At 66.1% G+C, this 24,580-nt stretch carries 32 protein-coding genes and 1 tRNA gene; 18 read left to right on the top strand and 15 right to left on the bottom strand.

The window, feature by feature from the left end:
• Positions 1–15 precede the first annotated feature (15 nt).
• From ACWEOI_RS08820 to ACWEOI_RS08810, 3 genes are all read left to right on the top strand, one after another.
• Positions 16–234, top strand: coding sequence for a type II toxin-antitoxin system VapB family antitoxin (locus ACWEOI_RS08820; RefSeq protein WP_357280055.1), 219 nt, complete (start codon positions 16–18; stop codon positions 232–234).
• Positions 231–647, top strand: coding sequence for a PIN domain-containing protein (locus ACWEOI_RS08815; protein WP_452359301.1), 417 nt, complete (start codon positions 231–233; stop codon positions 645–647). The genes ACWEOI_RS08820 and ACWEOI_RS08815 overlap by 4 nt, the downstream gene beginning before the upstream one ends.
• A gap of 42 nt (positions 648–689) precedes the next feature.
• A tRNA-Asp gene (locus ACWEOI_RS08810) sits at positions 690–764 on the top strand.
• Between the two features lie 20 nt (positions 765–784).
• Here ACWEOI_RS08810 and ACWEOI_RS08805 read toward each other — a convergent pair.
• Positions 785–1,444 carry a DUF6304 family protein gene (locus ACWEOI_RS08805; RefSeq protein WP_433673471.1) on the bottom strand — a complete coding sequence of 220 codons (660 nt, stop codon included), beginning with the start codon at positions 1,442–1,444 and terminating at the stop codon, positions 785–787.
• Between the two features lie 95 nt (positions 1,445–1,539).
• On the opposite strand from ACWEOI_RS08805, the gene ACWEOI_RS08800 reads away from it, so the two are divergent.
• Positions 1,540–1,830: an ATP-grasp domain-containing protein gene (locus tag ACWEOI_RS08800; protein ID WP_452359300.1), complete on the top strand. Its 291-nt coding sequence runs from the start codon at positions 1,540–1,542 to the stop codon at positions 1,828–1,830.
• On the opposite strand, the gene ACWEOI_RS08795 is transcribed toward ACWEOI_RS08800, so the two are convergent.
• Positions 1,827–2,318, bottom strand: coding sequence for an HIT family protein (locus ACWEOI_RS08795; protein ID WP_452359299.1), 492 nt, complete (start codon positions 2,316–2,318; stop codon positions 1,827–1,829). The genes ACWEOI_RS08800 and ACWEOI_RS08795 overlap by 4 nt on opposite strands.
• A gap of 195 nt (positions 2,319–2,513) precedes the next feature.
• Between ACWEOI_RS08795 and ACWEOI_RS08790 the strand changes: the two genes are divergently transcribed.
• A complete protein-coding gene (locus ACWEOI_RS08790) occupies positions 2,514–3,836 on the top strand; it encodes an MFS transporter (RefSeq protein WP_452359298.1) in 1,323 nt (440 codons plus the stop codon).
• 186 nt (positions 3,837–4,022) lie between these two features.
• Positions 4,023–4,817: a family 43 glycosylhydrolase gene (locus ACWEOI_RS08785; RefSeq protein ID WP_433668120.1), complete on the top strand. Its 795-nt coding sequence runs from the start codon at positions 4,023–4,025 to the stop codon at positions 4,815–4,817.
• A 13-nt stretch (positions 4,818–4,830) separates the two neighbouring features.
• Here the strand turns inward: ACWEOI_RS08785 and ACWEOI_RS08780 are convergent, their stop codons facing one another.
• Positions 4,831–5,175, bottom strand: coding sequence for a hypothetical protein (locus tag ACWEOI_RS08780; RefSeq protein WP_379345297.1), 345 nt, complete (start codon positions 5,173–5,175; stop codon positions 4,831–4,833).
• A gap of 140 nt (positions 5,176–5,315) precedes the next feature.
• The gene (locus tag ACWEOI_RS08775) at positions 5,316–6,284 is read right to left on the bottom strand and encodes a helix-turn-helix transcriptional regulator (protein WP_379471547.1); all 969 of its coding nucleotides are present in this window, start codon (positions 6,282–6,284) and stop codon (positions 5,316–5,318) included.
• Positions 6,285–6,385: 101 nt separating this feature from the next.
• Between ACWEOI_RS08775 and ACWEOI_RS08770 the strand changes: the two genes are divergently transcribed.
• Both ACWEOI_RS08770 and ychF read left to right on the top strand, forming a co-directional pair.
• Complete coding sequence (locus ACWEOI_RS08770; RefSeq protein WP_452359297.1) at positions 6,386–7,015, top strand: TIGR03086 family metal-binding protein; 630 nt, start codon at positions 6,386–6,388, stop codon at positions 7,013–7,015.
• A gap of 66 nt (positions 7,016–7,081) precedes the next feature.
• Entirely contained in the window at positions 7,082–8,161 is a 1,080-nt protein-coding gene (gene ychF / locus ACWEOI_RS08765; protein ID WP_357091601.1) for a redox-regulated ATPase YchF, read from the top strand.
• A gap of 288 nt (positions 8,162–8,449) precedes the next feature.
• On the opposite strand, the gene ACWEOI_RS08760 is transcribed toward ychF, so the two are convergent.
• Together ACWEOI_RS08760 and ACWEOI_RS08755 are read right to left on the bottom strand one after the other, a co-directional pair.
• Positions 8,450–8,674 carry a hypothetical protein gene (locus ACWEOI_RS08760; RefSeq protein ID WP_452359296.1) on the bottom strand — a complete coding sequence of 75 codons (225 nt, stop codon included), beginning with the start codon at positions 8,672–8,674 and terminating at the stop codon, positions 8,450–8,452.
• Positions 8,675–9,203: 529 nt separating this feature from the next.
• Positions 9,204–9,956 carry a Mut7-C RNAse domain-containing protein gene (locus tag ACWEOI_RS08755; RefSeq protein ID WP_452359295.1) on the bottom strand — a complete coding sequence of 251 codons (753 nt, stop codon included), beginning with the start codon at positions 9,954–9,956 and terminating at the stop codon, positions 9,204–9,206.
• Between the two features lie 595 nt (positions 9,957–10,551).
• On the opposite strand from ACWEOI_RS08755, the gene ACWEOI_RS08750 reads away from it, so the two are divergent.
• Entirely contained in the window at positions 10,552–11,199 is a 648-nt protein-coding gene (locus tag ACWEOI_RS08750; protein ID WP_452359294.1) for a hypothetical protein, read from the top strand.
• Positions 11,200–11,303: 104 nt separating this feature from the next.
• Positions 11,304–12,767: a flavin monoamine oxidase family protein gene (locus ACWEOI_RS08745; protein WP_452359572.1), complete on the top strand. Its 1,464-nt coding sequence runs from the start codon at positions 11,304–11,306 to the stop codon at positions 12,765–12,767.
• Positions 12,768–13,116: 349 nt separating this feature from the next.
• Here the strand turns inward: ACWEOI_RS08745 and ACWEOI_RS08740 are convergent, their stop codons facing one another.
• On the bottom strand, positions 13,117–13,491 hold the full coding sequence (locus tag ACWEOI_RS08740; protein ID WP_452359293.1) for a cupin domain-containing protein: 375 nt from the start codon (positions 13,489–13,491) through the stop codon (positions 13,117–13,119).
• A gap of 74 nt (positions 13,492–13,565) precedes the next feature.
• On the opposite strand from ACWEOI_RS08740, the gene ACWEOI_RS08735 reads away from it, so the two are divergent.
• The gene (locus ACWEOI_RS08735) at positions 13,566–14,012 is read left to right on the top strand and encodes a MarR family winged helix-turn-helix transcriptional regulator (RefSeq protein WP_452359292.1); all 447 of its coding nucleotides are present in this window, start codon (positions 13,566–13,568) and stop codon (positions 14,010–14,012) included.
• A 412-nt stretch (positions 14,013–14,424) separates the two neighbouring features.
• Here ACWEOI_RS08735 and ACWEOI_RS08730 read toward each other — a convergent pair whose 3' ends face one another.
• The 4 genes from ACWEOI_RS08730 to ACWEOI_RS08715 all read right to left on the bottom strand — a co-directional run bounded on the left by ACWEOI_RS08730 (position 14,425) and on the right by ACWEOI_RS08715 (position 16,267).
• Positions 14,425–15,003 (bottom strand): GNAT family N-acetyltransferase, encoded by a 579-nt coding sequence (locus ACWEOI_RS08730; protein ID WP_452359291.1) that lies wholly within the window; start codon positions 15,001–15,003, stop codon positions 14,425–14,427.
• Positions 15,004–15,070: 67 nt separating this feature from the next.
• The gene (locus ACWEOI_RS08725; protein WP_433668100.1) at positions 15,071–15,241 is read right to left on the bottom strand and encodes a DUF5670 family protein; all 171 of its coding nucleotides are present in this window, start codon (positions 15,239–15,241) and stop codon (positions 15,071–15,073) included.
• Between the two features lie 110 nt (positions 15,242–15,351).
• On the bottom strand, positions 15,352–15,525 hold the full coding sequence (locus tag ACWEOI_RS08720) for a CsbD family protein (RefSeq protein WP_404204912.1): 174 nt from the start codon (positions 15,523–15,525) through the stop codon (positions 15,352–15,354).
• A 178-nt stretch (positions 15,526–15,703) separates the two neighbouring features.
• Positions 15,704–16,267: a CGNR zinc finger domain-containing protein gene (locus ACWEOI_RS08715; RefSeq protein ID WP_452359290.1), complete on the bottom strand. Its 564-nt coding sequence runs from the start codon at positions 16,265–16,267 to the stop codon at positions 15,704–15,706.
• Here ACWEOI_RS08715 and ACWEOI_RS08710 point away from each other — a divergent pair.
• Positions 16,260–17,285 carry an NAD(P)-dependent oxidoreductase gene (locus ACWEOI_RS08710; protein ID WP_452359289.1) on the top strand — a complete coding sequence of 342 codons (1,026 nt, stop codon included), beginning with the start codon at positions 16,260–16,262 and terminating at the stop codon, positions 17,283–17,285. The genes ACWEOI_RS08715 and ACWEOI_RS08710 overlap by 8 nt on opposite strands.
• Before the next feature lie 45 nt (positions 17,286–17,330).
• Here the strand turns inward: ACWEOI_RS08710 and ACWEOI_RS08705 are convergent, their stop codons facing one another.
• The gene (locus ACWEOI_RS08705; RefSeq protein WP_433668094.1) at positions 17,331–17,738 is read right to left on the bottom strand and encodes an SgcJ/EcaC family oxidoreductase; all 408 of its coding nucleotides are present in this window, start codon (positions 17,736–17,738) and stop codon (positions 17,331–17,333) included.
• Between the two features lie 198 nt (positions 17,739–17,936).
• Here ACWEOI_RS08705 and ACWEOI_RS08700 point away from each other — a divergent pair, with 198 nt between their 5' ends.
• The gene (locus ACWEOI_RS08700) at positions 17,937–18,698 is read left to right on the top strand and encodes a dienelactone hydrolase family protein (RefSeq protein ID WP_452359288.1); all 762 of its coding nucleotides are present in this window, start codon (positions 17,937–17,939) and stop codon (positions 18,696–18,698) included.
• Positions 18,699–18,735: 37 nt separating this feature from the next.
• Here ACWEOI_RS08700 and ACWEOI_RS08695 read toward each other — a convergent pair whose 3' ends face one another.
• A complete protein-coding gene (locus tag ACWEOI_RS08695) occupies positions 18,736–19,299 on the bottom strand; it encodes a TetR/AcrR family transcriptional regulator (RefSeq protein ID WP_452359287.1) in 564 nt (187 codons plus the stop codon).
• 111 nt (positions 19,300–19,410) lie between these two features.
• Between ACWEOI_RS08695 and ACWEOI_RS08690 the strand changes: the two genes are divergently transcribed.
• Entirely contained in the window at positions 19,411–20,319 is a 909-nt protein-coding gene (locus ACWEOI_RS08690; RefSeq protein WP_452359286.1) for an SDR family NAD(P)-dependent oxidoreductase, read from the top strand.
• A 2-nt stretch (positions 20,320–20,321) separates the two neighbouring features.
• Positions 20,322–20,993, top strand: coding sequence for an NAD-dependent epimerase/dehydratase family protein (locus ACWEOI_RS08685; RefSeq protein WP_452359285.1), 672 nt, complete (start codon positions 20,322–20,324; stop codon positions 20,991–20,993).
• Positions 20,994–21,048: 55 nt separating this feature from the next.
• On the opposite strand, the gene ACWEOI_RS08680 is transcribed toward ACWEOI_RS08685, so the two are convergent.
• Complete coding sequence (locus ACWEOI_RS08680; RefSeq protein WP_452359284.1) at positions 21,049–21,288, bottom strand: hypothetical protein; 240 nt, start codon at positions 21,286–21,288, stop codon at positions 21,049–21,051.
• Between the two features lie 548 nt (positions 21,289–21,836).
• Between ACWEOI_RS08680 and ACWEOI_RS08675 the strand changes: the two genes are divergently transcribed.
• The 3 genes from ACWEOI_RS08675 (at position 21,837) to ACWEOI_RS08665 (ending at position 24,076) form a co-directional block, all read left to right on the top strand.
• Complete coding sequence (locus tag ACWEOI_RS08675) at positions 21,837–22,349, top strand: nucleoside deaminase (protein ID WP_452359283.1); 513 nt, start codon at positions 21,837–21,839, stop codon at positions 22,347–22,349.
• 305 nt (positions 22,350–22,654) lie between these two features.
• Entirely contained in the window at positions 22,655–23,338 is a 684-nt protein-coding gene (locus ACWEOI_RS08670; RefSeq protein ID WP_433668076.1) for a GNAT family N-acetyltransferase, read from the top strand.
• Between the two features lie 192 nt (positions 23,339–23,530).
• Positions 23,531–24,076: a hypothetical protein gene (locus ACWEOI_RS08665; protein WP_433668074.1), complete on the top strand. Its 546-nt coding sequence runs from the start codon at positions 23,531–23,533 to the stop codon at positions 24,074–24,076.
• Here ACWEOI_RS08665 and ACWEOI_RS08660 read toward each other — a convergent pair.
• Complete coding sequence (locus ACWEOI_RS08660) at positions 24,073–24,549, bottom strand: MmyB family transcriptional regulator (RefSeq protein ID WP_379273413.1); 477 nt, start codon at positions 24,547–24,549, stop codon at positions 24,073–24,075. The genes ACWEOI_RS08665 and ACWEOI_RS08660 overlap by 4 nt on opposite strands.
• Between the last annotated feature and the right edge of the window lie 31 nt (positions 24,550–24,580).

Genomic DNA, 24,580 nt, shown 5'->3' with positions numbered 1-24,580 from the left:
TCTGGAGGTTGCGCAATGGCCGGCTCGAAGACTCCGATCGAGATCGATGAAGAGGCTCTCGCGATCGCAGCCGAGGTGCTAGGCACGAAGACCAAGAAGGACACGGTCAACGCCGCGCTTCGCGAAGTGGGACAGCGGCTGGTACGGGTCCGTGCGCTCGCTCGGCTCGGCGAGATGGCCGATCGCGGCGACTTCGATGAATTCCTCGACAACAAGGCGGCCTACCGGAAGTGACTCCAGCCCTCTATCTCATCGACACGTCGGGTCTCTTTCGAATCCTGCAGGACAAGCTCCGTCAGTCGTGGATGGATCAGCTGACGGCGGGTGTCATCGCAACCTGCCCTGTCGTCGAACTCGAATTCCTCTATTCGGCAAGGTCCTTGGCGGACAGGCTGGAGAAGCAGCGACTGCTGCGGGATCTGTTCGCCTGGGTTGCCATGCCGGACAAGGTGTACGAACGCGCGGAAGCCGTTCAGCAGCTGATGACCGAGCAGGGGACACATCGGTCGGCCGGCCCCGTCGACCTGCTGATCGCCGCCACCGCGGAGCATCACCGGCTCGCAATCCTCTGTGACGACCACGATTTCGCAACCATCTCGCGCGTCACGCGTCAGCCGGTCGTTTTCGTCGCAGACCCCCCGCGTTAGCAGCGCATATTGGATTGACGCCACCGATAGTGTGAACGTGGGCATGGAGTAGCTCAGTTGGTAGAGGTCTCACTGTCAGTGTGAAGGTCGCGGGTTCGATCCCCGCCTCCATGCCCACCCAGTAGTCGTCGCGGCGGCTATCCGCGGTAACCGGTGCCGGGGATGCGGACCCGGTACTGCGAACATAGGTACGTTTCGGGGACTGCCTCGGTCGCCGGGACATTCCAGATATCGGGTTCGGTCCTGACGGCGAGGTACTGCTCCTTGGCCTCGCGGTAGCAGCGCATGCCCATGATCGGGCCGCTCACCGGCGAGTAATCGGCATAAAGGCAGGTGTAGCAGCACACCAGCGATGTGCCCTCCGGCAACGCCGCGATCAGTTCCTGTAGCCCGGTTTCAAAAGCATGGCAATCGGTTTCGTACGTTGCGCCATTCAGCGTCAAGCTGAGACGCAGCTTGTCGCGTTGTGTATCCGGCGTGAGATCCAACGTGAACCGGACGACCTCCGCGCGCCGAACCCCCGAGACCACGACAGTGCACGGCAACTCGCCGGTGAGCCTGCACCGTGTGAGCGCGTCGAACCGATCATCGAGCGACAGCGCCTCCCGCGCCCGGGGATCCGGCGGATCCGGCTCGATGCAGTCCAAATCACCCCCGCTGAGCGGTATCCCCCGAACCACCGTCGAAATCTCGTACCCTCCCGCCCACCCCGCCACCTCGTACGGTTCGATCCGCCACTTGATCGCCACCCGCCCCCGCCCATCCTCATAACTGCCAGGAAACGACCACGCCCGCATTCGACCCTCCACGAAACCAATTGTCCTGCTGCACGTCTGGATGCCGCTCGCTTTCGCGCACGAATCCCGGCAGTCCGGTAGGGCAGGATTGGCTGATGTTCGCCACCGCGTTTCTCCAGTACTCGGGGAAGGGCCCGATGCGGCCCAAGGAGATGCTGCTGGAACAAGGGCTGAAGCACCGTTCGGGCACCGCCCCCAGCGCATATGGCATCGACTTCGGCGTTCTGTCCACCGGTGAAAACGCACTGGTCGAGGCCAATGACGGCTACGCCCTGGGCGCGTACGCCATCACCGCCGACCGCTATACGGAGCTGATCATGCGCCGATGGAGCGAGCTACTCGCTTCAGCACGGCCTGGAGACGCGTCGGCGAGTGACGGGTTCTAGATGGCGACGAGGTCCTTCAATGCCGCCGCGATGGCCTGTCGTAGCGGGTCGTGCCGCGGGCCGAGGAGGTGTTCGGGGGTGTCGCGGGCTGAACCGTAGAGGTGGACCGGGCCGGTGCGGAAGTTGTCCGGTTCCCAGCGGTAGCGGGCGTGGACATGGGCATGGAGGTGGTGCCAGCTGTTGCCGAGGACTTCGTAGTTGATGCGCCAGAAGTCGGGGTCGGCTGCGCGGCATGCTGTTTCGACTGCTTCGCCGAGAATGATCAGGTCGTGCATGAAGGCCAGGCGGTCAGTGCGGGGGAGTTCGGTGAGTTGATCGGCCTGGCCGTCGTGGATCAGCAGGCAGTAGCCGGGGAGGTGTTGGGTGGAACCGATTACCGCCCAGCCGGTTCGCATGCGTGTGAGGACTGTCGGGTTGGTGCCCTGGCGGGCCGCGCCGAGCGAATCCGTGCGGTAGTCGATAGGCGCGTCGCTGATTTCGTCGCTCATTTCCCCTCCGAGCAAGGACGAATCGTCTGTCGAAATCATTCCTCGAGAGTGGAATCGGCGCTCGCGGTTGAGGAAATCGATCGGTGTTATGGGAACGATCACGTTCGGGTTTAGGCGCTGGTGGCGATGGTCGGCGAAAGTGAGTTCGAGGTCATCGCGGTTTGTGGACGCTTAGCGTGGGTATCGGTTTGTTACATGCGAGAGAAGACGGAATCGAGCAACGCCGGGCTTCCGTTGCGGAGGTCGGTTGCCGCGAGTGCCATGGGCAATGCCACCGAGTGGTTCGACTACGGGGTGTATGCGGCCACGGCCGGGTATCTCACGTCCGCTTTCTTCCCGGGTTCGCTGGGGACGCTCGGGACCATGCTGGGGTTCGCGGTCTCGTTCCTGCTGCGGCCGCTGGGCGGCATGGTGTGGGGGCCGCTGGGGGATCGGATCGGGCGGAAAGCGGTGCTGGCGACCACGATCCTGATCATGTCGGCGGCTACCGGGGCTATCGGTCTGCTGCCGACTCATGCCGTGGCCGGGGTGTTCGCGCCGATTCTGCTGATTCTGCTGCGCGTCGTGCAGGGCTTCTCCACGGGCGGCGAATACGGTGGCGCCGCAACATATCTTGCCGAATGCGCGGAGGATCGCCGCCGCGGATTCCTGGGCAGCTTCCTCGAATTCGGCACCCTCGCGGGATTCGTCGGCGGTTCGGCGGTCGTGCTGGCCTGTCAGCTGGCCCTCGGCTCGGACGCCATGTACGCGGGCGGCTGGCGTATCCCGTTCCTGCTGGCCGTGCCGCTGGGCCTGACCGGCTGGTACCTGCGCGGCAGGCTGGACGAGTCGCCGGTGTTCACCGAGCTGTCCGAGGAGGAGACCCCGCCGGGTGGGCTGCGCGTGGTGCTCACCACCTACCGGCGTGAACTATTCACTTTGATCGGCCTGGTCGTGGCCCTCAACGTAGTGAACTACACACTGCTCACGTACCAGCCCACCTACCTGCAGCGGACCATCGGCCTGGGTGAATCCACCACCACCGCCATGATGTTGATCGGCCAGCTGGTGATGATGGTGTCGCTGCCGTTCTTCGGCCGGCTCTCGGACCGGGTCGGCCGGCGTCCGATGTGGCTGGTCTCGCTGGTGGGGCTCGCGGTCGCCGCCATACCGATGTATTGGCTGATGGGGCGCGGAACCGTCTGGGCTGTCATCGGATTCGTGGTGCTCGGACTGCTGTATGTGCCGCAGCTGTCGACGATCAGCTCCACGTTTCCGGCGATCTTCCCGACTCACGTCCGGTATGCCGGATTCGCCTTGGGCTACAACGTGTCCACGGCGCTGTTCGGCGGTACCGCGCCGCTGGTGAACGAGGCCGTCATCGAACACACCGGTTGGTCGCTGTTCCCGGCGGGCTATATGGTCGCGGCTTCTCTTATCGGACTGGTCGCCTGCGCTTTCCTCCGCGAAACCGCCGGAACCTCGCTGCACGGCACCGAGATACCCGAAACCGAGCTCGTACCCGCGATGGAAAGGTGACCGCGATCGCGAATTTCGCGGCGCGGCGGCTACGTGTCGGCAATCAGGCCTTGAATAATCCGGTGGATGGACATGATCCGCTGGAATCGTCGATCCGTACTGGCTTCGATCGCCTTGTTCTCGCTCGGAGCCGGGGTCGGGGCGCGGCCGGCGGTAGCACGGGCGGCAGCGGGGACCCGGTACACGATGACCGCGTTCACCAACAGCAGTGACTCCGAGCTGTACGTCTACGAATCCCAGGACGCGACCAACTTCGAGCTACTCGGTGCGAACGCCTATCGGCCCCCGGCCGGGCTGGTTCGAGACCCCAGTCTGCTGAGACATACCGATGGGTCGTACTACATCACCTACACCACGGCCGGGGACGGTCATACGATCGGATTCGCGCGCAGCACCGATCGGATCAACTGGACCCATATGTCCGACTACCCAGTGCCGGTGCCGAAGGCCGAAGCCGCCTGGGCGCCAAAGTGGTTCACCCATATGTCCGGCTTCGTCGGCGTACTCGTCTCCATCTCGCAGGGCCACGGGTTCACCCCCTACCTGATGATCGCGAACGACCCGGCTCGCCCGATCTGGAGCCCGCCGATTCCGCTGATCGGAATCGGCCCGCAGCAGCCCGGGCACCTCGGCTTCATCGACACCACCATCGTGGCGAACAACGGGAGCTACTACGCGTTCGCCAAGAACGAATCGACCAAGTTCATCGAGCTCGCGATCGCCCCGCATCCGCTCGGGCCGTACCGGTTCATCGGCCTCGGCGACTGGGCCGGATGGGGCGCGCCCCGGGAAGGACAGTGTGTGGTCGCACTGCCGAGCGGCGGCCATCGGATCTACTTCGACGCGTACACCGAGGGAAAGTACTTCTACAGCGATAGTTTCGACGGTTTCCGCACCTGGACAGCGCCCGGCGAACTGCCGGAACTGTCCGGAACGGTCCGTCATTTCACGGTGCTGTCCGAGTCGGTGGTCGCCAGGTAAGTCCGAGAACCGATCAGAGGTATTCGGGGCAGATTTCCTGGATCGCGAGGGTGATCCACTGCTTGGAGACATCGGGTGGGAAGACACGGTTCACTCTTTCGCGAATGGTCGCGTCGGAGTAGCCGCCCTTGTACGCGGCGCAGATGTACCAGCCCAGTCGCATGGCGTTGTACTCGCTGCTCTCCGGACCGCCCGGCGACGTCATGTTCGCGTCCTGGGCGAGCAGGCCGAGCCGCTTCGCCTCGATCAGGAAGCTCGTCTCATCGGCGTGGGCGGCCGCCGGGGCCAGGCACGCGGCTGCGATTCCGGCGGCGCCGACAGCGCCGACGACGGCCGAACGAAGGGCATGAATATTCACGAATTGCCTTGCTGGAAGTATGGATAGAACCACAGCACGCTAGCCCAGTCGAGGGCACGGCCACATCCGGCTACTTCGCAACGACCGATACGGCAGCCGATACCGTTCGGGAATTCTCGCGTGGCCGCGATGTCGGGCCCCTATGACTTCTCCGACGCGTCGACGGTGGTTGCTTCCGCGTACCGGCGGGCGAGGGTGCGCAGGTGGGCGACGAGTTCGGGCGGTTCGGTGACGCGGAAGTCCATCATCAGCATGCTGAGGTAGATGGCGACCGTTTCCAGCCGGTCGGCTCCGGTCAGCAGCAGGCAGGAGGAGTCGTCGAGCGGCTCCACCACGCCGACCGTCGGGTTGATGCGGGCGATGACGGTCTCGGCGGGCGCCAGCACCGTGACGCGGGCGTGTACCTGCCAACCGGTGGAGGCTATTTCGCGCAGCACGAAGGCGACGAGATCGGACTCGGGGAGTGCTCGTGCGGCGAAATGTCGTGTACCCGGCCGGATCTCGGACATCGACGCGACGGGGAGCGCCTGCCAGGCGTGAATGGCGAGGCTGTAGGCGACCAGGTACCAGCGGCGTTGCCAGCTGATCAGCCGGTAAGGCTCCAATTCCGAGCCGTCGACGTGGAGGGTGGTGGTGCCGCGGATCGCGGTCGCCAAGGTGGCGAGGGTTTCGGCGGGTACGGGTGCGTCCGGTTCGCGGGAACCGGTGACGGCCGGGCCGATGTCGGTGACGGTGCGCAGGGCGGTGACCTTGCGTTGCAGGCGTTTCGGCAGGATGCGGTCCAGCTTCGATTGGGCGCGTTCGAGATTGGCCTGGATATCGGTGATGCCCGTGCTGCCGTCGGCCGCCACGTTCATGGCGACGGCCACCGCGACGGCCTCGTCGTCGTCGAGCAGCAGCGGAGGCATGGTGGCACCTTGCCCGAGTCGATAGCCGCCGATCGGCCCGCGGGCGGCGTGCACGGGGTAGCCGAGATCGCGCAGCCGGGCGATGTCCTGTCGCAGGGTGCGGTCGGTGACGTCCATGCGTTCGGCCAGGTCGCGGCCGGTATGGGCGCCCTCCTGGAGGAGGGTCAGCAGGCGAAGCAGACGGGTTGTGGGGGAGGTCACACGAAGTCCCTTCGCTCGACCGAACTTATTAGGAAGGAATTCAGCCTAATCGGGTCATACCTTTATCTCAACGGATCGAAACGACCTGAGAGGCAAGAACAATGAACGTCACCCCGCAGACCGGTAACTCGCCCGCCGCCACCCTCGCCCCGGTCTGGCGCGACGTGCTCGCCGCCTCCCACCGGGCCCTCGCCGACGCCGTCGCCGGAGTCGGCCCCGACCAGTGGGACAACCCCACGCCCTGCTCGGAGTGGACCGTCACCCAGGTGGTGCAGCACGCCGCGGGCGACCAGCTGGCCTACGCCAAGTTCCTCGGCATCGGCGACGGCCCCGCCTACAACCCCTTCGAGCCGTCCGGCAGCATCGACGGCGGCGCGGCCGAATTGGTGTCCGCCGCAATCGAACCCACCGCGACCGCCTGGGGCACCGTCACCGACGGCACCGAGACTGTCCCCACCCCGCTCCCGCACGGCGAACTCCCCACCCCGGTCGCCGCCGTCATGTGCGCCCTCGACGCCGCCGTCCACGCCTGGGACATCGCCATCGGCACCGGCCAGCCCTCGCCCCTCACCGACGAACTGGCCGCCCACCTGCTCACCGCCTCGCGCGGCCTCATCGAGCCGCTGCGCGACTACGGCGTCTTCGCCCCCGTCGTCACCGACGCCCCCGCGACCGATACCCCAGTCGTCGCCGAACTGCTCGCCTACCTCGGTCGCACCCCGCGCGCCTGACCGGCGTGGCAGCCCCGGACCTGGGGTGACCGCCCGGTCCGGGGCGCCGGGTAGACTCCCACTCTCGTGAGTCTCACCCTCGGAATCGTCGGCCTGCCCAACGTCGGAAAGTCGACGCTGTTCAATGCGCTGACCCGCAACGACGTATTGGCAGCGAACTACCCGTTCGCCACCATCGAGCCGAATACCGGCGTCGTCCCGCTGCCCGATCCGAGGCTGGCCACGCTCGCCGAGATCTTCGGGTCCGAGCGCCAGCTCCCCGCCGTCGTGACGTTCGTCGATATCGCGGGCATCGTCAAGGGCGCGTCCGTGGGTGAAGGCCTGGGCAACAAGTTCCTGGCCAATATCCGTGAGGCCGATGCCATCTGCCAGGTCGTGCGTGTGTTCGCCGACGACGACGTGGTGCACGTCGACGGCAAGGTCGATCCCTTCGCCGATATCGAGGTCATCGAAACCGAGCTGATCCTCGCCGATATGCAGACCTTGGAGAAGGCGGTCGTGCGCCTCGACAAGGAAGCCCGCATCAAGAAGGACCGCAAGCCGGTCGCCGATGCCGCCAAGCAGGCGCAGGAAATCCTCGACGGCGGCCGCACTTTGTTCGCCGCGCAGAATGAGCTGGATGTGGAGCTCCTCAAGGAACTCTCCCTGCTCACCATCAAGCCGTTCCTCTACGTCTTCAACGCCGACGAATCGGTCCTGACCGACGAGGCGAAGAAGGCCGAACTCAAGGCCGCCGTCGCCCCCGCCGACGCCGTCTTCCTCGACGCCAAGATCGAGTCCGAACTCATCGAACTCGACGACGAGTCCGCCCTCGAACTCCTCGAGTCCATCGGCCAGTCCGAGCCCGGCCTGCACGCCCTGGCCCGCGCCGGCTTCCACACCCTCGGCCTCCAGACCTACCTGACCGCAGGCCCCAAGGAATCCCGGGCCTGGACCATCCACCAGGGCGATACCGCACCCAAGGCGGCAGGCGTCATCCACACCGACTTCGAACGCGGCTTCATCAAGGCCGAAATCGTCGCCTTCAACGACCTCGTCGACGCGGGTTCCATGGCAGCGGCCAAGGCCGCGGGCAAGGTCCGCATCGAAGGCAAGGACTATGTCATGGCCGACGGCGACGTCGTGGAATTCCGCTTCAACGTTTAGTCCCCCTCGGACGGGCGGCCCGCACCCCATCGCCCGAGCGTGACCACTGGCTCGTGCGGGGTGGTCACGCGACAGTGCCGTCAGGGCAACCCTGGCGGCACTGTGCACCATGGTGCGGATCGCGGCCATTGGGAGCCGCACATGGCAGGTCAGCGAAACGGAGGTAGTTATCCCTCTGACCTGCGATAACAGTAGCGCCGACCGCACCTCGCCGACCGAAATGGGTCATCGATCGGAACCTTGTTCAGCGCCCATCGGGCGGCCGGGCGATTCCGCGACTCGCCATAACTATGAGCCGTTGGTCAGCTCCTTGTAGTTCAGGAACTCATCGAAGGAGACTTGCCCCTCCGCCCAGATGTGGTCCCCGTTGATGCGGCGCCCAACGATGTCCCGCACTTCCGGGTCCTGGGCCATACCCCACACGAGCGCGTCATCGAAGGTGATGAAACCGTCATGATCTGCATCGATCTCGTCGAACTCCCGCCGGGTGGCAATGAACTGCTGCTGGTCCATATCCGTCTCCTATGCCGGTTGGGTACCGCCGAACAGCTACGCCTTCGTTCGTCATCGATCCAGCGCATAAGCGTACGCGGGTGTCCGGATTAACGGCAGTACCTGAACGCACCCTCAACTCGGCATGAGGGTGCGTTCAGCAGACCGCGGCTCGGCCGGTCCGCGTCGCCCCGTATGCGGCATTACGGTACGTGTTGTCTGAAGTGCGCCAGATGGTTCGGTTTGATCTTGCGACCGAGCGGCCAGCCGCTTCCAAGCTCTGGTACCTGTGGCCCCGATGGATAGCCTGGCCCTTGTCCAGCGGTTGGCCGATGTTGCCGACACCATCTCTACGCGGTACTTCTGGGCTGGGAGTATCGCGACGTAGTGCAAGCCCGTCGGCAGCCCGGTCGCGGTGGCCGATCGTCGGCTTTCCGTGCATACGAATGCAGCTCATGCCCTGCGCGCGGAGCTGGTGAATGGATTTCGGTGAATGCCCTCTGCGAGAAGGCCGACCGCCGTCACGGTGCTGAGGAGCGCCGTCGCCGTATCACGACGAGATGGCCGCGCGGATCCGGGCCACCAGGGCGTCCAGACGTTGCTGATGCGAACCCTCCCAATAGATTCGGCCGCAATCCGAGCACTGCCGGAAGGTGTCATAGTAGCGGCGGGTGAGTGGTTCGAGTCTCTCGATGATGTCCTGCTTGGCCACACCGGTGACAGCGCCGCCACAGCGCAGGCAGCGACTGAACGGCACCAGCCGATCCGCCAGGTCGAGTCGGCGGACGAGGTCCACCATCTGCTGGAGCGGGTGGTCCGACCGGACGAATACGCCGTGAGTCACGGTGCGGCGCTCGAGAAGTCCGTGGTCTCGGGTGAGCAGGATTCGATGCTCGGCCGCGGCTGTTTTCGCCAGTTCTGCGTCGTCGGCTTCCCAGTCCCCGCGCACGTCGAGTCCCATCAGCCGCATCAGCCGTGCGAGCCCGCCGAGGTTGACATCGACGATGAAGCGCGGATCGCGCAGCGGACAAGGACGCACCCGGGTCAGCGGCCCGATGTCGAGCGTCTCGAACATCGGGTAGACCACAACCCGATCGCCCGGCTGCACACGGCGGCCGAAGTCGACGGACTCACCGTTCACCAGCATCAGGTCGACCTCGGTGTGCGGAATACCCGCAGCCTCGACGACGTCCTTCACGGTCTGGTGCGGCCGGACCGGCCGCAGCTGCGCGGCGTACCGCACTCCCGGGGGCAAGAAGTCGTTCAGCTCGGCATACACACGCAGTTCGACACTGGCGGTCATAGGACCATTGTCCGGCGGGAGCACCCAGCGTGCCCAGAGCAATCTCCGGTTCGAGCAATCCCGCGTATGCCCGGTGCGGGTCAGCATCTCCCCGGATGCGCTGACCGAGAACGGTCCGCTCACCCCCCTTGGCGGACCGCAGAGCAGTCGGCGCCACTGAACGTTGAGGTAGGCAACGGACATCCGCTCATCGGTGTGGGCGTGCACTCGAGCCCGCTGGAGCCAGCCGCAGCTGTGCGGTGTCTCCGGAGCGTGGGCCGACCGTGGTTGGGGTTCGGCGGCGCGTGCAGAGGTTATTCGGGTCCGGAACGCGAGTCGAGGGGTGAACAGGGCGTTTGACGTGCAGGTATTCGATGGCGACGTCGTGGAATTCCGCTTCACCGTCCAACTCGTGGGCAAACCGCCACGCGCACAGACTCATTGAGCCCCGCCCGGTGTTCCGGGCGGGGCTCGGTCGTAGGACTCGACTGGCCGCAGATCAGCGTCAACCGGTGTCGAGACGACCTGTGGACGGACGGGTTTTCGAACCGAGGCCGCTACGGAATCCGCACATTTCTCACGCGGATTCTGCATATCGTCCGAATACGTTTCCAGGATGCCGTTTGAAAAGCGCAGTTCGGTTCTGGGGCTGGGAGTGGCCGCCGCGTCGGTCGTGGTTTCGATTGTCGTGACGCTGCACGCCGAGTTCTTCTTGTACTGGATCTGGGTGCTGTACCTGCCGTTGTTCGCCTTCGGTTATCTGATCCTGTATCTGATCCTGGCCAGCGTTTTCGTGGTGTTGCTGCGGCGTGCTACTCGCGGTTCCCTGGGGCTGGCGGTGGCCACCGCGGCACTGGCGGTCGTGGGTGTCAGCGGGTCGTTGTTCCTGTTCGTCGATACCAAGGCCAGCGGGTGGGCGCGGTTCTGGCTCGAGTATCCCGCGTTCGCCGTGGCGGCCACGGTGGAGGTGCCCGAGCACGGCGAAGGTGACCTCTACGGTGTCGAGCTACCGAGTTATTTGTGCGTCGTGGCGCCGAACTGCCGGATCGCGAACCTTGGCGACAGCAACGGAGCACCGGTCCGGTACGTCGCCGACTATGTCGACGTCGGGGAGTTCACCTACGGTTACGGGCACTTCGTCGGCACGCCGGAGCCGGGGCCGTACAACGGATTCGGAATTCCCGTGTGCCCCACCATGGAGTTGGCGGGCGGATGGTGGTGGCTCGAACGTTGCGACGGCCCGAAGTACGAGCGAGTCCGGTGAACTCGACGATCAGCCGGCGGCAGCTGGACCCGTCGGTCGGGCGCTGAGGGTGTTCGGCTTCGGAATGTGAGTCGGCGGCCGAGCAGGGCGTTTGACGTGCAGATATCGGATGTCAACGTGGTCGAGTTCCGAAGCGGAGTAGCGTCACCGTCGAAGAACACGTAGCTCGAGTGCGGAACTTCCGGACGAAGGAGCGACTCATGGCAGGCGATGTCGATTTTTGTGTTGTGGGTGCGGGTTTTGCGGGATTGACCGCCGCGCTGCGGCTGAAGCAGGCCGGCCGCTCGGTCGCTCTGCTGGAGGCGCGTGACCGGGTCGGAGGTCGCACCTTCACCGAGTTCCTGCCCGACGGGACCTGGATTGATCGCGGCGGCGCGTGGGTCGGCCCCGGGCAGGACCGTATCAAGGCCCTGATGGCTGAATTCGGCGTGACCGAATACAAGGAGTATGTCGACGGCGACGCGATGATGATCGTCGACGGCAAGAAGCACCGTTACTCCGGCACCATTCCCTGGGCGATGAGCCCGTGGGCGATCGCCAACCTCGGAGCCGGCCTGTTCGAGGTCGGGCAGATGTGCAAGTCGATCCCGTTCGACGCTCCGTGGGAGGCCGAGAAGGCCAGCGAGTGGGATCGAATCTCCCTGGGGGAGTGGCTGAGTCGAAATATTCACTCCCATCAGGCGCGCGAGATGCTCGACATGGCGTTCGCCGGCATTTACACCTCGGCCGCCTCGGAGGTGTCATTGTTGTGGGCGCTGCACCAGATGGGCTCGGGCGGCGGGCCGGTGTTCGTCATCTCCAACAAGGACGGCGCCCAGGACGCCAGGGTGCACGGCGGTATGGGTGCGATCTATGGGCCGATGGCCGCCGAACTCGGTGACGCGCTGCATCTTTCGAGTCCGGTGGATCTCATTGCGCAGGACGAGGACGGCGTCAGCGTCCGTTCCGAGCGGCTCACCGTCCGCGCTCGGCACGCGATCGTCGCCGTGCCGTTGGCCGTCGCCACGCAAATCGCCTACGAGCCAATGCTTCCCGTCGACCGCGCCTTCCTGCACCGGCGAATGCCCAGTGGTGCCGTCTACAAGATCTCGGTCGTCTACGACACCGCGTTCTGGCGCGCTGACGGCCTGTGTGGACAGTCGGCCGCGCCCGGCAGCCCGGCCACTCTGACCATCGACGCCTGCACGGACACCGGCATTCCCGGCATCATGTGCGTGATCACCGAAGGTCCCGCGGCTCGCAAGCTCGGGCTACTCGATCCGGCGGAACGCAAAGCGGTGGTGATCAACGAACTGGTCGACCGGTTCGGGGCGAAGGCCTCGTCCCCGGTCAGCTACCACGAGCAGGACTGGACGGTCGAGCGCTACTCCGGCGGCGGAATGATCAGTCATGCGCCACCGGGTGTGCTCACCGAGTTCGGTCACGCGCTACGCACCCCCTGCGGGCGGATCCACTGGGCCGGGACTGAGAGCTCGGCGATCATGTGCGGCTGGATCGACGGTGCGGTGCGGTCGGGGGAACGTGCCGCCGCAGAGGTAATGGCCGCCGAAGGCGTTGTGGCGAGGTAGGTTTCAGCGCCCGGCCCGCCAGCGGGCGATCTCTGTGCACGCTGGGTGGTCGAAGAACCATTCCTGGCCGATCCGATACCCGTTGTTGGTGCTCTGCTCCAGCAGGGGTCGCCGTAGTGTTCGCCGAATTTCGGGGGACGTCGAGGTCGATGTCCTCGACCAAATGCCGCCCGAGGAATTCGAGTCGGTCTGGACTATGGCTCGTCCAGCAATCGAGCAACGCTGGCCCACCAGTAGCTGAAAAGACTTTCCGGGCGACAAGCCCGCTCGGCCATCGGCATGAGCGCGCACTCGAGCTCACTGGAGCCAGCAGGGCAGCACGGCAGCGCCCTCGCCTGACCCGCTCTGGTCAGCGGGCCCAGGGCGGGCTGACGCCGTCACCGCCGGGGGCCTGGGCATAGGCGCCGACGGGGAGGATGGCCACGGCCTCGAAGGGCTCGTCGCCGGGGACGGAGACCTTGAAAACGGTGTTCGCCGGGATCACCAGGGCGTCGCCGGCGCGGAAATCGCATGTCCGGCCGTCCATCTCGACGCGGGCGGCTCCGGCGAGCGCGACGAAGATCTCTTCGCGGGACACGGCGTGCGCGTGACCGGGGTTGCCGGGGTGCATGGTGAAGCGCCAGACGCTGTTCTCCTCGGAGCCGCGACTGGGTGCGGCCAGGCCGGTCGCGGTCATGAGAGGGGCTTCGAAGGTGGGGGCGTCGGCGGATTTGATGAGTGGCATGATGGCTCCTAGATGTTCAACCAAGGTGTTCAACTACAGTTGAATATATTGCTTCGCGAAAGGAGCCTTAACACATGGATTTCGGCGTACTTCTGGGCCAGGCCTATCAGTCGTTCGTGCAGCAGCTGCGCGCCCACCTCGCCGAGCATGGTCATGTGATCCTCGGCGCTTCCTACGGGTACGTCCTGCGCGCGCTCGCCGAATCACCCTGTACCGCAAGTCAACTGGGTGAACAGCTCGGCATCACCGCCCAGGGCGCGGCCAAGGTCGTCGACGAGATGGTCCGGCACGGGTATGTGGAGCGCCGACCCGACCCGATCGACAAGCGTGCCAAACTGCTCCACCTTGCCCCGAGAGGGGACGACATGCTTCGCGTCGTCCGCGAGTTCCACGCCGACTACGAGCGCCGGCTCGCCGGACGCATCGGCGCCGAACAGGTGGCTACCGCCCGCGCCGTGCTCGGCGGCATCATGAGCGAAGCAGTGGATTCTGGGCGGGCCAAGACCTTCCGCCCGCTGTGACCTCGGCACGGGAGGCGGGGCCGGCCGCGTCAGCTGCATGTGAAGACTGGCGCCCGCGATCTGGACACCATATGGATTGCGGAGGACCCGGCGTGTGGGTTTCCTGTCCACGTTTGTACAGGTCATCCTGGTTGAATGCATATGGCGATCGTGTTCTTCATTGGTCTGGCCATAGTGGGGCTCATCGCGATCCTGGCCATGAATTCCGAATCCCGGCGCCGTCGAGCGCGTGAAAGCACTCCGGAAAACGAAGCGTGGAGTGCGGGACGCACCGAATCATCGGGCATCGAGCAATGGATGCTCTATTCGATGCTGTCCAACCAGAACCACCACCATCACCGCCATCACCACAACGACCAGCCCGCCGATCCCAGCGGTGGTTACGGCGGGGCGGGTTATGACGCGGGTGGCGTCAGCGGGGGCAGCGGCTGGCCCGATGGCCCCGCGTGGGGTGGCAACGATGGCGGCTTCCCGGCCGACGGCGGTGGTTTGGCCGACGGGACCGGTACAACCCCAGACCCGCGATAACCACTCCTGTGCACCCAACCCGTGGTGCTTCGGCTGTGGCGCGGGGAGCACGGTAATAGTTGTCGACTTCGCCGAGCGCGGCCTTAGTCGGGTCGGCTCGCGGCGAGACGTGACCGGCTGGGCCGATCAGGATGCGGAAGTTGCAGGCGGCATTGCCCGGATCCCACTTGTTGAGGACCGCTTCGCCGACGCAGTGGCCGGTGGCGAGGTCGACGATGGCCAGGTCCAGGCGGTCGGTCTGGGTTGCGCGGGTGGCGTACCAGTCGCTGAGGCGCCGTCGTTCGGCCGGATCCTGCGGCGTCGTTTCGGCGGTCTCGTCGTGGACGGTGCCGGTGAGCCGGCGGACGTCGGGATCGCGCAGCGCTGCCACGATCGCGTCGAGATCGTCGGAAACGAACGGCCGCAGGATCACTTTCGAGCCGATCAGCGTGGGCTTGACCGAGAAGTCGGCGGTATCGAACACCGGTGAATTATCGCGCCACGTTCTGACTGTTTCGGCCGGGCACACGAACCCCGGCCATACTGCTGATTCACCAGCGGTACCAACGTTTTCGGGTCCCGGCCGCGTCCGAACTGGCGAAGAAGAATCCGAGGATCCACAGCACCAGCACCACGACCGCGACCCACCACAAGGCTTTCAGTGCGAAACCCGCTCCGAACAGAACCAGGACGAGCAGCAGCACGAGCAGTAGCGCAACCATGTCTTTGCACCTCCTCTGACCACCGCTTACCCGAATGATCGCTTCGCTGACAAGCATGCTGTCGTACGGCATTGCGAGTGATCGTCCCTCTGAACGGTCGCGGTACCAGGTCAGTGCTTGAAGGCGTCCTTGACCTTCTCTCCCGCCGACTTCAGGTCGGATTTCACCTGGTCGATCTTGCCTTCTTGCTCACGCTCGGGGTCGTTCGTGGCCGCACCGAACTTCTCCTTGGCCTTACCGCGGAGTTCTTCGGATTTGTTCTTGGCCTTGTCGGTGGCGCTCATGAGCATCTCCTTTCTCGCTTCGGCGGATGGGCTGCGGCGAGCGCAACCCGCTCTCGACCTACCCGGGCGGAGATCGGCCAAACGCATCAATCGAATTAACCAGCGCCACCGTCGGATTCGCCGAGTTTCTCCAGTTCGTGCAGAACGATGTGCAGCGCTGTTTCGATGGTCTGTAGCACTACCGGCTCTGGTGCCTGACCGCGGCTTTGTCGGGTCGGTTCGCTGCGAGGCGTGACTTCTTGACCTTGTTGCCGCAGGTGTTCATGGAGCACCAGCGTCGGTTGGATCCGCGGCTCGTGTCGAGGAAGAGTCCGGCGCAGCCCGGGCCTTCGCAGTTCTTGACGCGGCCGCGGTCGGGGCCCCCGAGGGTGTGGATGGCGTTGGTGGCCAGGACCCCGAGAGCGTCCCGGACCGGGGCCGTCTTCGTCAAGCGCCAGGTTGCGTGTTCGCCGTGTTCCAGCGTGGCTTTCGCGTGCCCGGCCGCGGCGAATGCGTTGAGGGTGTGGACATCTCCGGAATCCGGCGGTTCACCCGCGGCGATCGCCGATCCGATCCGATAGATCGCTTCGCGCAGTTCGAGGGCGTCCCGCAGATCGGTCGTCGACACCGCTGCGACGTCGAACTCCGCTGCCCGCAGCCATGATTCGAGTCGTTCGGGGGTGTCCAGTCGCTCGTGCGGCATCGAGCCGACGCGATCGCTGACGGTGGCCGTGAACCGGAATGCCAGGACCTCGTTGTCCATTCGGAACACCTGCCGAACGTCGTCGGTCATTCCAGCCTCCAAAGATCCACAGCAGTACCTCGAACCGTCTTGGCTGGTTCGACATGATGGTAACCCCATGGCATTGTTGAACCGTCTTGGACGGTTCACGGAAGGGGTACTCATGAGCGGCATCGCGGTCATAGGTCTGGGAGCTATGGGAAGCGCCATCGCGCACAACCTCGTGAAAGCCGGCCACGACGTCGTGGTGTGGAACCGATCCGATCGGCCTGTGGATGAACTCGTGGCAGCGGGCGCCCGCCGGGCCGATTCCGTCGCGGAGGCGATGCGGATGCCGGTGGTGTTCTCGGTCCTGTCCGACGACCAGGCTGTCGCCGAGACCTTCATCGACTCCGGTGTCCTCGCCGGAACCCCGGGCGGGACCGTCCACGTCAACCTCGCAACAGTCAGTACAGGTCTGGCTCGCCAGGCGGGCGCGGCGCATGCCGAGCACGGTGTCGGGTACGTCGCGGCACCGGTTTTCGGCCGGGTTCCGGTCGCCGAAGCCGGAGCGCTCAACATTCTCGCGGCCGGCGAGAGCGCGCTGATCGATCGCGTGCAGCCGTTCCTCGATGTGATCGGCTCGCGGACCTGGCGACTCGGCGACCGTCCGGAGCAGGCCAATATCGTGAAGATTCTCGGGAACTACCTGATCGCCTGCACGATCCAGTCGCTGGGCGAGGCCGTCAGCCTCGCGGAAGGCGCCGGTGTCGACTCCGGGCGGTTCGTCGAACTGCTGACGTCGACGCTCTTCCCCGGGCCCGTGTACACCGGCTACGGGTCGATGATCGCCGAACGGCGTTACCAGCCAGCGGGATTCACCACGGTTCTCGGCCGCAAGGATCTCCACCTCGCGCTGCAGGCGGCGACGGACCACGACATTCCGCTCCCGATCGGTCAACTGCTGCGGGATGTCTTCGATCAGGCCATCGCCGAGGGTCGTGGGGCGGACGACTGGGCGGTCATCGCGGAACAACAGCCACGCGCACAGGCTGATTGAGCTCCGCCCGGTGATCCGGGCAGGGCTCAATCGTGTCGCCGGGTGTCAGTGGTCGGCGACCGGGGTGTTCTGGCAGAAGGTGAGGAGCCAGCGGCCGTCCTCCTTGGTCATGCCGTACAGCGGCGAGCCCTCCGCCTGGAGTTCGTCGGCGTGGTTGAAGTACTGCTGGCGGACCTTGACCGCGGCCACGTCGGGGCGGATGAAGCGGATGAAGAACGGCTCGTAGGTGGCGTAGCCGTCCTTGGTGGCGCCGGGGAGGACGGCGCGGGTGAACTCGGAGATCTCGGTGAGGCCGTTGAGGAACTTGCCGCCGCCGGTGGTCCAGATGGCGTCGGGGTGGAACAGGGCGAGGAAGGCGTCGGCGTCCTCGGCGCGCTGCGCCTTGGCCACCGCGGCCACGACGGCGTGGATGGCGGCGATGTCTTCGGTCTGCTCGAGCTCCGTGGTTGTCATGTAGCAATCTTCGAACCCCAACCCCACTCGAGGTCAAGTGACCAAGATCGTTGGTTCGGTTACAGTGTGCGGTGATGACTACCGGGACTGGCTTGCGCCGCACACGGATTGGTTACCCGGTGCTCTCCTGAGCGCCGCGCGGGATCCGCCTCGTCGTTTTGATTCACAGGACATCAACTACGACAAAAGGATTCGACGATGACCGCAACACACGAAATGCCGGTGGACGTGCACACCCCCGATGGTGTCGCCGACGCCTATGTCACCTACCCCGACGATGGCGCCACCCATCCGGGCGTGCTGGTGATCCAGGACGGATTCGGGCTGCGACCCAGCCTGCGGAAGATGGCCGATCGCATTGCCGCCCACGGCTATACGGTGCTGGTGCCGAACGCCTACTACCGGCACGGCCGGGCCCCGGTGATCGAGCTGCCGGACTTGATCGATCCCGCGCAGCGGCCGGAGATCTTCCAGCAGGTCTTTCCGATGATCCGCGAGCTGACCCCGGATGTACTGCGCTCCGATATCGGCGCCTACCTCGACTGGCTGGCAGCGTCACCCCGGGTCGCGGCGGGGAAGGTCGGCGTCACCGGCTACTGCATGGGTGCCCGGCTGGCGGTCATGGCCGCCGCCATGTTCCCCGATCGGATCGGTGCCGTCGCCGGATTCCATGGCGGACCACTCGTCACCGACACCCCGGACAGCCCGCACCTGACGGTCGGAAACATCACCGCGGAACTGTATTTCGCCCACGCGGGCGAGGACCACCACATGACCCCGGAACACATCGCCCAATTCGACAAGGCACTCGCCGCCGCCGGCGTCCGCCACCGCACCGAGGTCTACGAAGGCGCCCAGCACGGCTACACCCAGGCCGACACCGCGGCCTACGACCCCGCATCGGCCGAACGGCACTACCGCGAACTGCTGGCCCTCTTCGACCGCAACCTGCGCCGGTAATTCAGGGCTCCGGCAGTGATCGCCCCGATCGGGTGGATCATCCCGCGGGCCGGATTCCGTTGAGCACCAGGCTGATCACCCGGTCGGCGACGTCGGGTGTGTGGGTGCCGACGGCCTGGCAGGCCACGATGACCGCTTTGGCTTCGCGCGGGGTGAGTTCCGGTATCACGGTGCCGGCCTGCTGGGCGGCGGTCACCAGCTCGGCGAGCAGGCTCATGAATTGGGTTTCGGCGGCGTCGATCTGGGCGGTATCGACATCGTCTCCGGCTATCACCTGAGTCAAACCCCGGTCGGCCGCACCCCAATCCGTGGCCATGGAACGCACGAAGCCGAACAGTGCCTGGCCGGGGTCACCGTCGTCGAGCAGGGCTCGGCCGGCGGTCACGATCTGACCGAGCCGGTGTTCGACGGCGGCCGCGAAGAGAGCCCTCTTGGTCGGGAAGTGGCGATAGACCGTCCCGATCCCCACACCGGCGCGGTGGGCGATCGCGTCGACGGCTACCGACAGGCCCTCGGTGGCGAAGGCCCGATAGGCGGTTTCCAGGACCAATGCCCGATTACGGGCCGCGTCGGCGCGCAATGGCCTGACCTTTTCGCTCACGGCGAATCGCCTCCTGTGCCGTACTCACTGCAAACGGAGTGAAGACTCCGTATAGTCGGATCTAAGCGGAGTGATCACTCCGATTACCTGGATTGTAGCGAGGAGCCCCTCATGACCAACTGGACCACCGCCGATATCCCGGACCAGACCGGCCGCACCGTGATCGTGACCGGCGCGAACTCCGGACTCGGCTTCGAAACCGCCGCCGCGCTGGCCGCCAAGGGCGCGCGCGTCGTACTGGCCGTGCGCGACCTGGACAAGGGCAAGGCCGCCGCCGACCGGATCACCGCCGCCACCCCCGCGGCCACCCTCGAACTGCGGCGTCTCGACCTGGGATCACTGACCTCGGTTCGCGCCGCGGCGGCGGAACTGAAAGCCGCCCATCCGCGCATCGACCTGCTGATCAACAACGCCGGAGTGATGTACCCGCCCAAGCAGACCACCGCCGACGGCTTCGAGCTGCAGTTCGGCACCAACCACCTCGGCCACTTCGCGCTGACCGGACTGCTGCTGGACACCCTGCTGCCCACGCCAGGATCGCGCGTGGTCACCGTCAGCAGCATCGGGCACCGGATCCGCGCGGCCATCCACTTCGACGACCTCAACTTCGACAAGCACTACAACCGGGTGGCCGCCTACGGCCAATCCAAGCTGGCCAACCTGCTGTTCACCTATGAACTCCAGCGCCGCCTCGCCGCGACCGGCGAATCGACGGTCGCCCTGGCCGCCCACCCCGGCGGCTCGAACACCGAACTGGGCCGACACCTGCCCGCGGTGATCGGGACGCCGATGATGCGCCTGGTGAGTCAGTCCGCGGCCATGGGCGCATTGCCCACCCTGCGCGCGGCCATCGACCCCGCGGCGACCGGTGGCCAGTACTACGGCCCCGACGGATTCGCCGGTATCCGCGGCTACCCGAAGCTGGTGTCGTCGAGCAAGCAATCCCACGACGCCGACCTGGCCCGACGGCTGTGGCAGACCTCCGAGCAACTGACCGGCGTCACCTACCCGATCGGCTGACCATGCGGATCATCCTTTTCGGCGCCACCGGGATGGTGGGCCGGGGCGTGCTCGAGGCCTGTCTGCGCGATGACGCCGTCACCGACGTGCTGGTGATCGGCCGCTCGCCGACCGGGCGTGCGCACCCGAAGCTGCACGAGGTTCACCACACGGACTTCACCGACTTCACCGCGATCCAGGAGCGGCTCCGCGGCTACGACGCCTGCTTCTTCTGCTTGGGCACCTCGTCGCTGGGCATGAGCGAAACCGACTACCGCACTGTCACTTTCGACCTCAGTCTGGCGGCCGCGCACGCCGTTCTGGCCGCCAACCCGGAACTGACCTTCTGCTATGTCTCCGGCGCGGGCACCGGCACGGGATCCCGCCAGATGTGGGCGCGGGTCAAGGGCGAAACCGAGAACGCCCTGCTGGCACTCACCGAGCGCGCGTACATGTTCCGGCCCGCGCTCATCGAGCCGTTGTCGGGCGGCGAGCCCAAGACCAAGGCCAATGCCGTGCTGCAGCGAGTCCTGGTCCCGCTCTACCCACTGGTCGGCCGCATCGCGCCGCGTCAGATCACCTCGGCACTTCGGTTGGGGCAGGCGATGATTCGGACCGCTCGCACCGGATCCCCGCCGCGAATCCTGTCCACCGCCGACATCAACGAGCTGGCAGCCGAGCCGACGCCATCGTGAGAGCACGAGCCCCCGCCCGGTATCCGGGTGGGGGCTCGACTGCTATCGGCCCGGTTCAGCGGTGGTCGCCCATGCCCCCTTCGTCGTGGCCGTTGCCCATATCGCCCTCGTTGTTGTGATCATCTGGGAAGTTCGTGCAATACGGATTGTTCACATCGGGGTACTGGCAGAGCTCCGAATCGGGGCCCGTGCCCCCGGTGCCTGGATCGTCTGGATCGGCGGCGGCCATGCCGGAGCCGAACGCTATTGCGAGGATGGCCGTAGCCAGCCCCAATGCCGCGCGCTTGGATCTCATGGATGCCTCCTCGTGCCGAGTGCCCACAGCGAACGCACCTTCGGAAGCTAGCCCAAAGTTCGCCCGATTTGCGCGGATGTTGCAGCACTGTGCTTTAAGCAGCCCAGGTCAGGGTCGGCGTGCGCGAGGCTCGGAGGGTCCAACGGGCGATGAGTCGCCCGGTCAGGCCTGCAAACAGGCGTAGGCGAGGTCTAGTGGCTGGCGCCGGTGCCGCCCAGCAGTGAGCCCAGAATGCCGGAGGTGCGCCGTGATGGTGCGCTCACCCGCCGTGGACGGGTTCCACTGCACAGTGGCATTGCCGTCCCATGTGATCCAGAGAGTCGCCGATGCGTCCCAGCGGGCGGCGACCGCTGTGCGGCGCTGAAAGGTCCTGCCACAGTCGCCAATTCATTCGCATCGGAGCGGACGTGTGTACCGGACGTCCGTGCGAATGGAGCGTAGGTCGGTGTGGAGGAGAACAGAAACAGTCATTCCGGGATAGGCGACAACCCGCGTCTGTCAGTCGAGGGCGGACGACCGGTGTCGATCCGGTGGGTGATGATGGTGGAATGAGCCCCGGTTCGCAGGAGAGCGTCCCGACCGATCTGGATACCCGTCTTCTCGCGACGGCCATCGCCATTGCGGGGCGGGCGCGGGAACGGGGCAATCACCCATTCGGGGCGTTGCTCACCGGGCCCGATGGGGCGGTGTTGCTGGAGGCCGAGAACACGGTGGTGACCGGACGCGACGCGACCGGGCACGCGGAGACGAATCTGGTGCGGGCGGCCAGTGCGGCTTATGATGCCGAGTTTCTGCGTGGCTGTACGGTTTACACCAGTTGTGAGCCCTGTGTCATGTGTGCCGGGGCGATCTATTGGGCGAATATCGGCCGGGTGGTTTATGCACTCGGGGAAGACCAGCTTCTGGGGCTGACCGGGGCGAATCGGGAGAACCCGACGATGGCGCTGCCGTGCCGGGCGGTATTCGCGGCGGGGCAGCGGGGGGTCGCCGTGGTGGGGCCGGTCGAGCTCGCGGAGGCACGGGCGGTGCACGGCGGGTTCTGGCGCGGAACGATGGCGTAGTAATACCTTCCAGCGCATAGGTATTCGACGTTTCCGGAGGTCGCGGCGGGGTCGCCGGATGGTAGCGGACGGTCGGCTCGGAATCGGCTGAATGACACCTGTGAAAATAGCGGCGCGACGCGCGGAAAAGCGCTCGAAATTTACATGCCGCCTGCGGCGCGGTGCGCTGGTGTTCCGCTATCGTTCATCCCACTATCCGATGCTGCTACTGGCGCGCCAGGGCTGGTTCGTCGATTCCGGAGTGGGTGGCCGGGGCGGCCAATGCCTGACGCGACCCCCGACCGTCTCCGAAAGATCGAGGGAACGTGCCCGTACCCGTTACTCTGACCGGCCGTCTGGTACGGCTGGAACCCCTTGCGCCGCAGCATGCGTCGGGTCTCGCGGAGGCCGCGGCAGGGAATCGCGACGATTATGCGTTCACTCCTGTCCCACACGGTGTGGACGAGGCGCTGGAATACATCGCCCAGGCACTGGCCGGGCATGCCGCGGGCACCTCGCTGGCCTTCGCCATCGTGGCCATGGCCGGCGGCCGGGTGCTGGGCTCGACCCGGTTCACCCGCTTCGACTATTGGCAGGGTCCGGTGGTGTGGCCGCTGGTCCATGGTGCGCCCAGCGACGATCCGCTGCTGGCGGTGCCCGACGCCGCCGAGATCGGGAACACCTGGCTGTCCAGGGAGGCCCGCGGCTCGGGCATCAACCTGGAGTCCAAACTGCTGTTACTCCAACACGCCTTCGAGGTGTGGCGGGTGCGGCGCATCGCCATGCGCGCCGACGTCCGGAACCTGCGCTCCCGCATGGCGATCGAACGGCTCGGCGCCACCAGCGACGGGGTCCGGCGAGCGCATTCGCGCGGGCTGGACGGCGAGGTGCGCAGCACCGCGTTCTATTCGATCCTGGAGGACGAGTGGCCCAATGTCCGGGCCATCATCGAGGGCGAATTGGCGGCGCTGCCCGCGCCGGGGACGCGCAGTCGTCTGGTCGGCGCGTAGGCCGGGGGAGCGCCCGCGAACCCGTTCGGACCGGCCGGAAGACCGGTCGGTCCGAGCCATGGCCGGCGACTATAATTCCGGGTGTTGCACCGGTCGGGCGTCGAGGAGAGATCTGTCCGAGTCTGGTCACTCGACGAGCCGGCACCACCTCGGATGACGATGCCAGCAACCCTTCTCCCGAAGGAGCGGCGCATGCCCGACCCCATGCGCACGAAAGTCTGCCTCTCCGACAGCGTGTCCGGATCCCCGGTCCTGAGCCTGTTCCTCGTCCCCGAACCCCGCGTTCCCGGAGCCGGAGTCCTGCACCTGGTCGAGCAGACGCCGCTCGCCGCCGGGCCCCGCTGGTCACCCGCCCCGATCCCGAGCCCCAACCCCCACCTCGTCGAGTGGTTGCACGCGCACGGCGTACCCAGCATCCGAACCCGATTCCTGGCCTTCACCGCCGGAGAGCACGATCCGCACCGGATGCACGTGGTGCTGCACGATCACTTCATCGCCGATCCGGAGCCGCCCATGGGGCTGGACGCGGACGATCCCGACGAACTGGCCCGGCTCGAACTGCTCCCCGAGCACTGGCTCGGCCCGCGCCGCATCGACGACTTCCACAACTACGCCGTCCGGTCCGCCATGCTCGCCGTCTACCGGCATTTCGGCGTCGACCGGCGCATCCCGCTCATGTACCACGGATACGCCGAACCCGAGGACGGCTGGTTCGAGATCCCGGCCGCGGAGGCCTAGTCGAACGGGACGACGGTCAGCAGCCACCACGGCCGCTGCGGCGACCGGAACTCGAAGGTCTGCACGTACATCCGCCGCTCCTTACGGGTCAGCGGATCGTTCATCAGCACCGTGCGCTCGTAGGGCGCGGCCGGAACGACCCCGCTGTCCCACAGGCGATCCCAGTCGGGGGAGCGGCGGGCCAGATTGACGATCTCCTCCACCCGATCCGGGTGCAGCTCGGGGGCGGCGGCACGGAACGCCGACACCATCACCTGCGCCTCGGCCTCCCAATCGCCCAGCCGATAGCGGGCCATGGGTTCGAGCAGGATCGCGGTCATCAGATTCGCGCCCGGGCCCGTGCCGGGGAACAATTTCTTGAACGCGTCGTTGGCCGCGACCACGTCGTAGCCGCCGTCGTGCAGGCAGGCCGGATGCGGGAGGCTGTGTAGCACCGCGAGATCGGCGTCGGGCGGCGGGGAGGGGTCGAACACCCTAGGCAGTGTGCGGGATAGCTCTTCGGAA

Source organism: Nocardia sp. NPDC004340 (assembly GCF_053602575.1).
Note: the sequence above shows the minus strand (reverse complement) of the source record. Positions and strands in the feature narration are given on the sequence as shown.

Excerpts from the sequence above, each read along its gene's own strand:
- ACWEOI_RS08820 (WP_357280055.1), top strand. The coding sequence starts at position 16 with ATGGCCGGCTCGAAGACTCCGATCGAGATCGATGAAGAGGCTCTCGCG.
- ACWEOI_RS08805 (WP_433673471.1), bottom strand. The coding sequence starts at position 1,444 with ATGCGGGCGTGGTCGTTTCCTGGCAGTTATGAGGATGGGCGGGGGCGG.
- ACWEOI_RS08800 (WP_452359300.1), top strand. The coding sequence starts at position 1,540 with ATGTTCGCCACCGCGTTTCTCCAGTACTCGGGGAAGGGCCCGATGCGG.
- ACWEOI_RS08795 (WP_452359299.1), bottom strand. The coding sequence starts at position 2,318 with ATGAGCGACGAAATCAGCGACGCGCCTATCGACTACCGCACGGATTCG.
- ACWEOI_RS08790 (WP_452359298.1), top strand. The coding sequence starts at position 2,514 with ATGCGAGAGAAGACGGAATCGAGCAACGCCGGGCTTCCGTTGCGGAGG.
- ACWEOI_RS08785 (WP_433668120.1), top strand. The coding sequence starts at position 4,023 with ATGACCGCGTTCACCAACAGCAGTGACTCCGAGCTGTACGTCTACGAA.
- ACWEOI_RS08770 (WP_452359297.1), top strand. The coding sequence starts at position 6,386 with ATGAACGTCACCCCGCAGACCGGTAACTCGCCCGCCGCCACCCTCGCC.
- ACWEOI_RS08760 (WP_452359296.1), bottom strand. The coding sequence starts at position 8,674 with ATGGACCAGCAGCAGTTCATTGCCACCCGGCGGGAGTTCGACGAGATC.
- ACWEOI_RS08755 (WP_452359295.1), bottom strand. The coding sequence starts at position 9,956 with ATGACCGCCAGTGTCGAACTGCGTGTGTATGCCGAGCTGAACGACTTC.
- ACWEOI_RS08750 (WP_452359294.1), top strand. The coding sequence starts at position 10,552 with ATGCCGTTTGAAAAGCGCAGTTCGGTTCTGGGGCTGGGAGTGGCCGCC.
- ACWEOI_RS08740 (WP_452359293.1), bottom strand. The coding sequence starts at position 13,491 with ATGCCACTCATCAAATCCGCCGACGCCCCCACCTTCGAAGCCCCTCTC.
- ACWEOI_RS08735 (WP_452359292.1), top strand. The coding sequence starts at position 13,566 with ATGGATTTCGGCGTACTTCTGGGCCAGGCCTATCAGTCGTTCGTGCAG.
- ACWEOI_RS08725 (WP_433668100.1), bottom strand. The coding sequence starts at position 15,241 with ATGGTTGCGCTACTGCTCGTGCTGCTGCTCGTCCTGGTTCTGTTCGGA.
- ACWEOI_RS08720 (WP_404204912.1), bottom strand. The coding sequence starts at position 15,525 with ATGAGCGCCACCGACAAGGCCAAGAACAAATCCGAAGAACTCCGCGGT.
- ACWEOI_RS08715 (WP_452359290.1), bottom strand. The coding sequence starts at position 16,267 with ATGGACAACGAGGTCCTGGCATTCCGGTTCACGGCCACCGTCAGCGAT.
- ACWEOI_RS08705 (WP_433668094.1), bottom strand. The coding sequence starts at position 17,738 with ATGACAACCACGGAGCTCGAGCAGACCGAAGACATCGCCGCCATCCAC.
- ACWEOI_RS08700 (WP_452359288.1), top strand. The coding sequence starts at position 17,937 with ATGACCGCAACACACGAAATGCCGGTGGACGTGCACACCCCCGATGGT.
- ACWEOI_RS08690 (WP_452359286.1), top strand. The coding sequence starts at position 19,411 with ATGACCAACTGGACCACCGCCGATATCCCGGACCAGACCGGCCGCACC.
- ACWEOI_RS08685 (WP_452359285.1), top strand. The coding sequence starts at position 20,322 with ATGCGGATCATCCTTTTCGGCGCCACCGGGATGGTGGGCCGGGGCGTG.
- ACWEOI_RS08680 (WP_452359284.1), bottom strand. The coding sequence starts at position 21,288 with ATGAGATCCAAGCGCGCGGCATTGGGGCTGGCTACGGCCATCCTCGCA.
- ACWEOI_RS08675 (WP_452359283.1), top strand. The coding sequence starts at position 21,837 with ATGAGCCCCGGTTCGCAGGAGAGCGTCCCGACCGATCTGGATACCCGT.
- ACWEOI_RS08665 (WP_433668074.1), top strand. The coding sequence starts at position 23,531 with ATGCCCGACCCCATGCGCACGAAAGTCTGCCTCTCCGACAGCGTGTCC.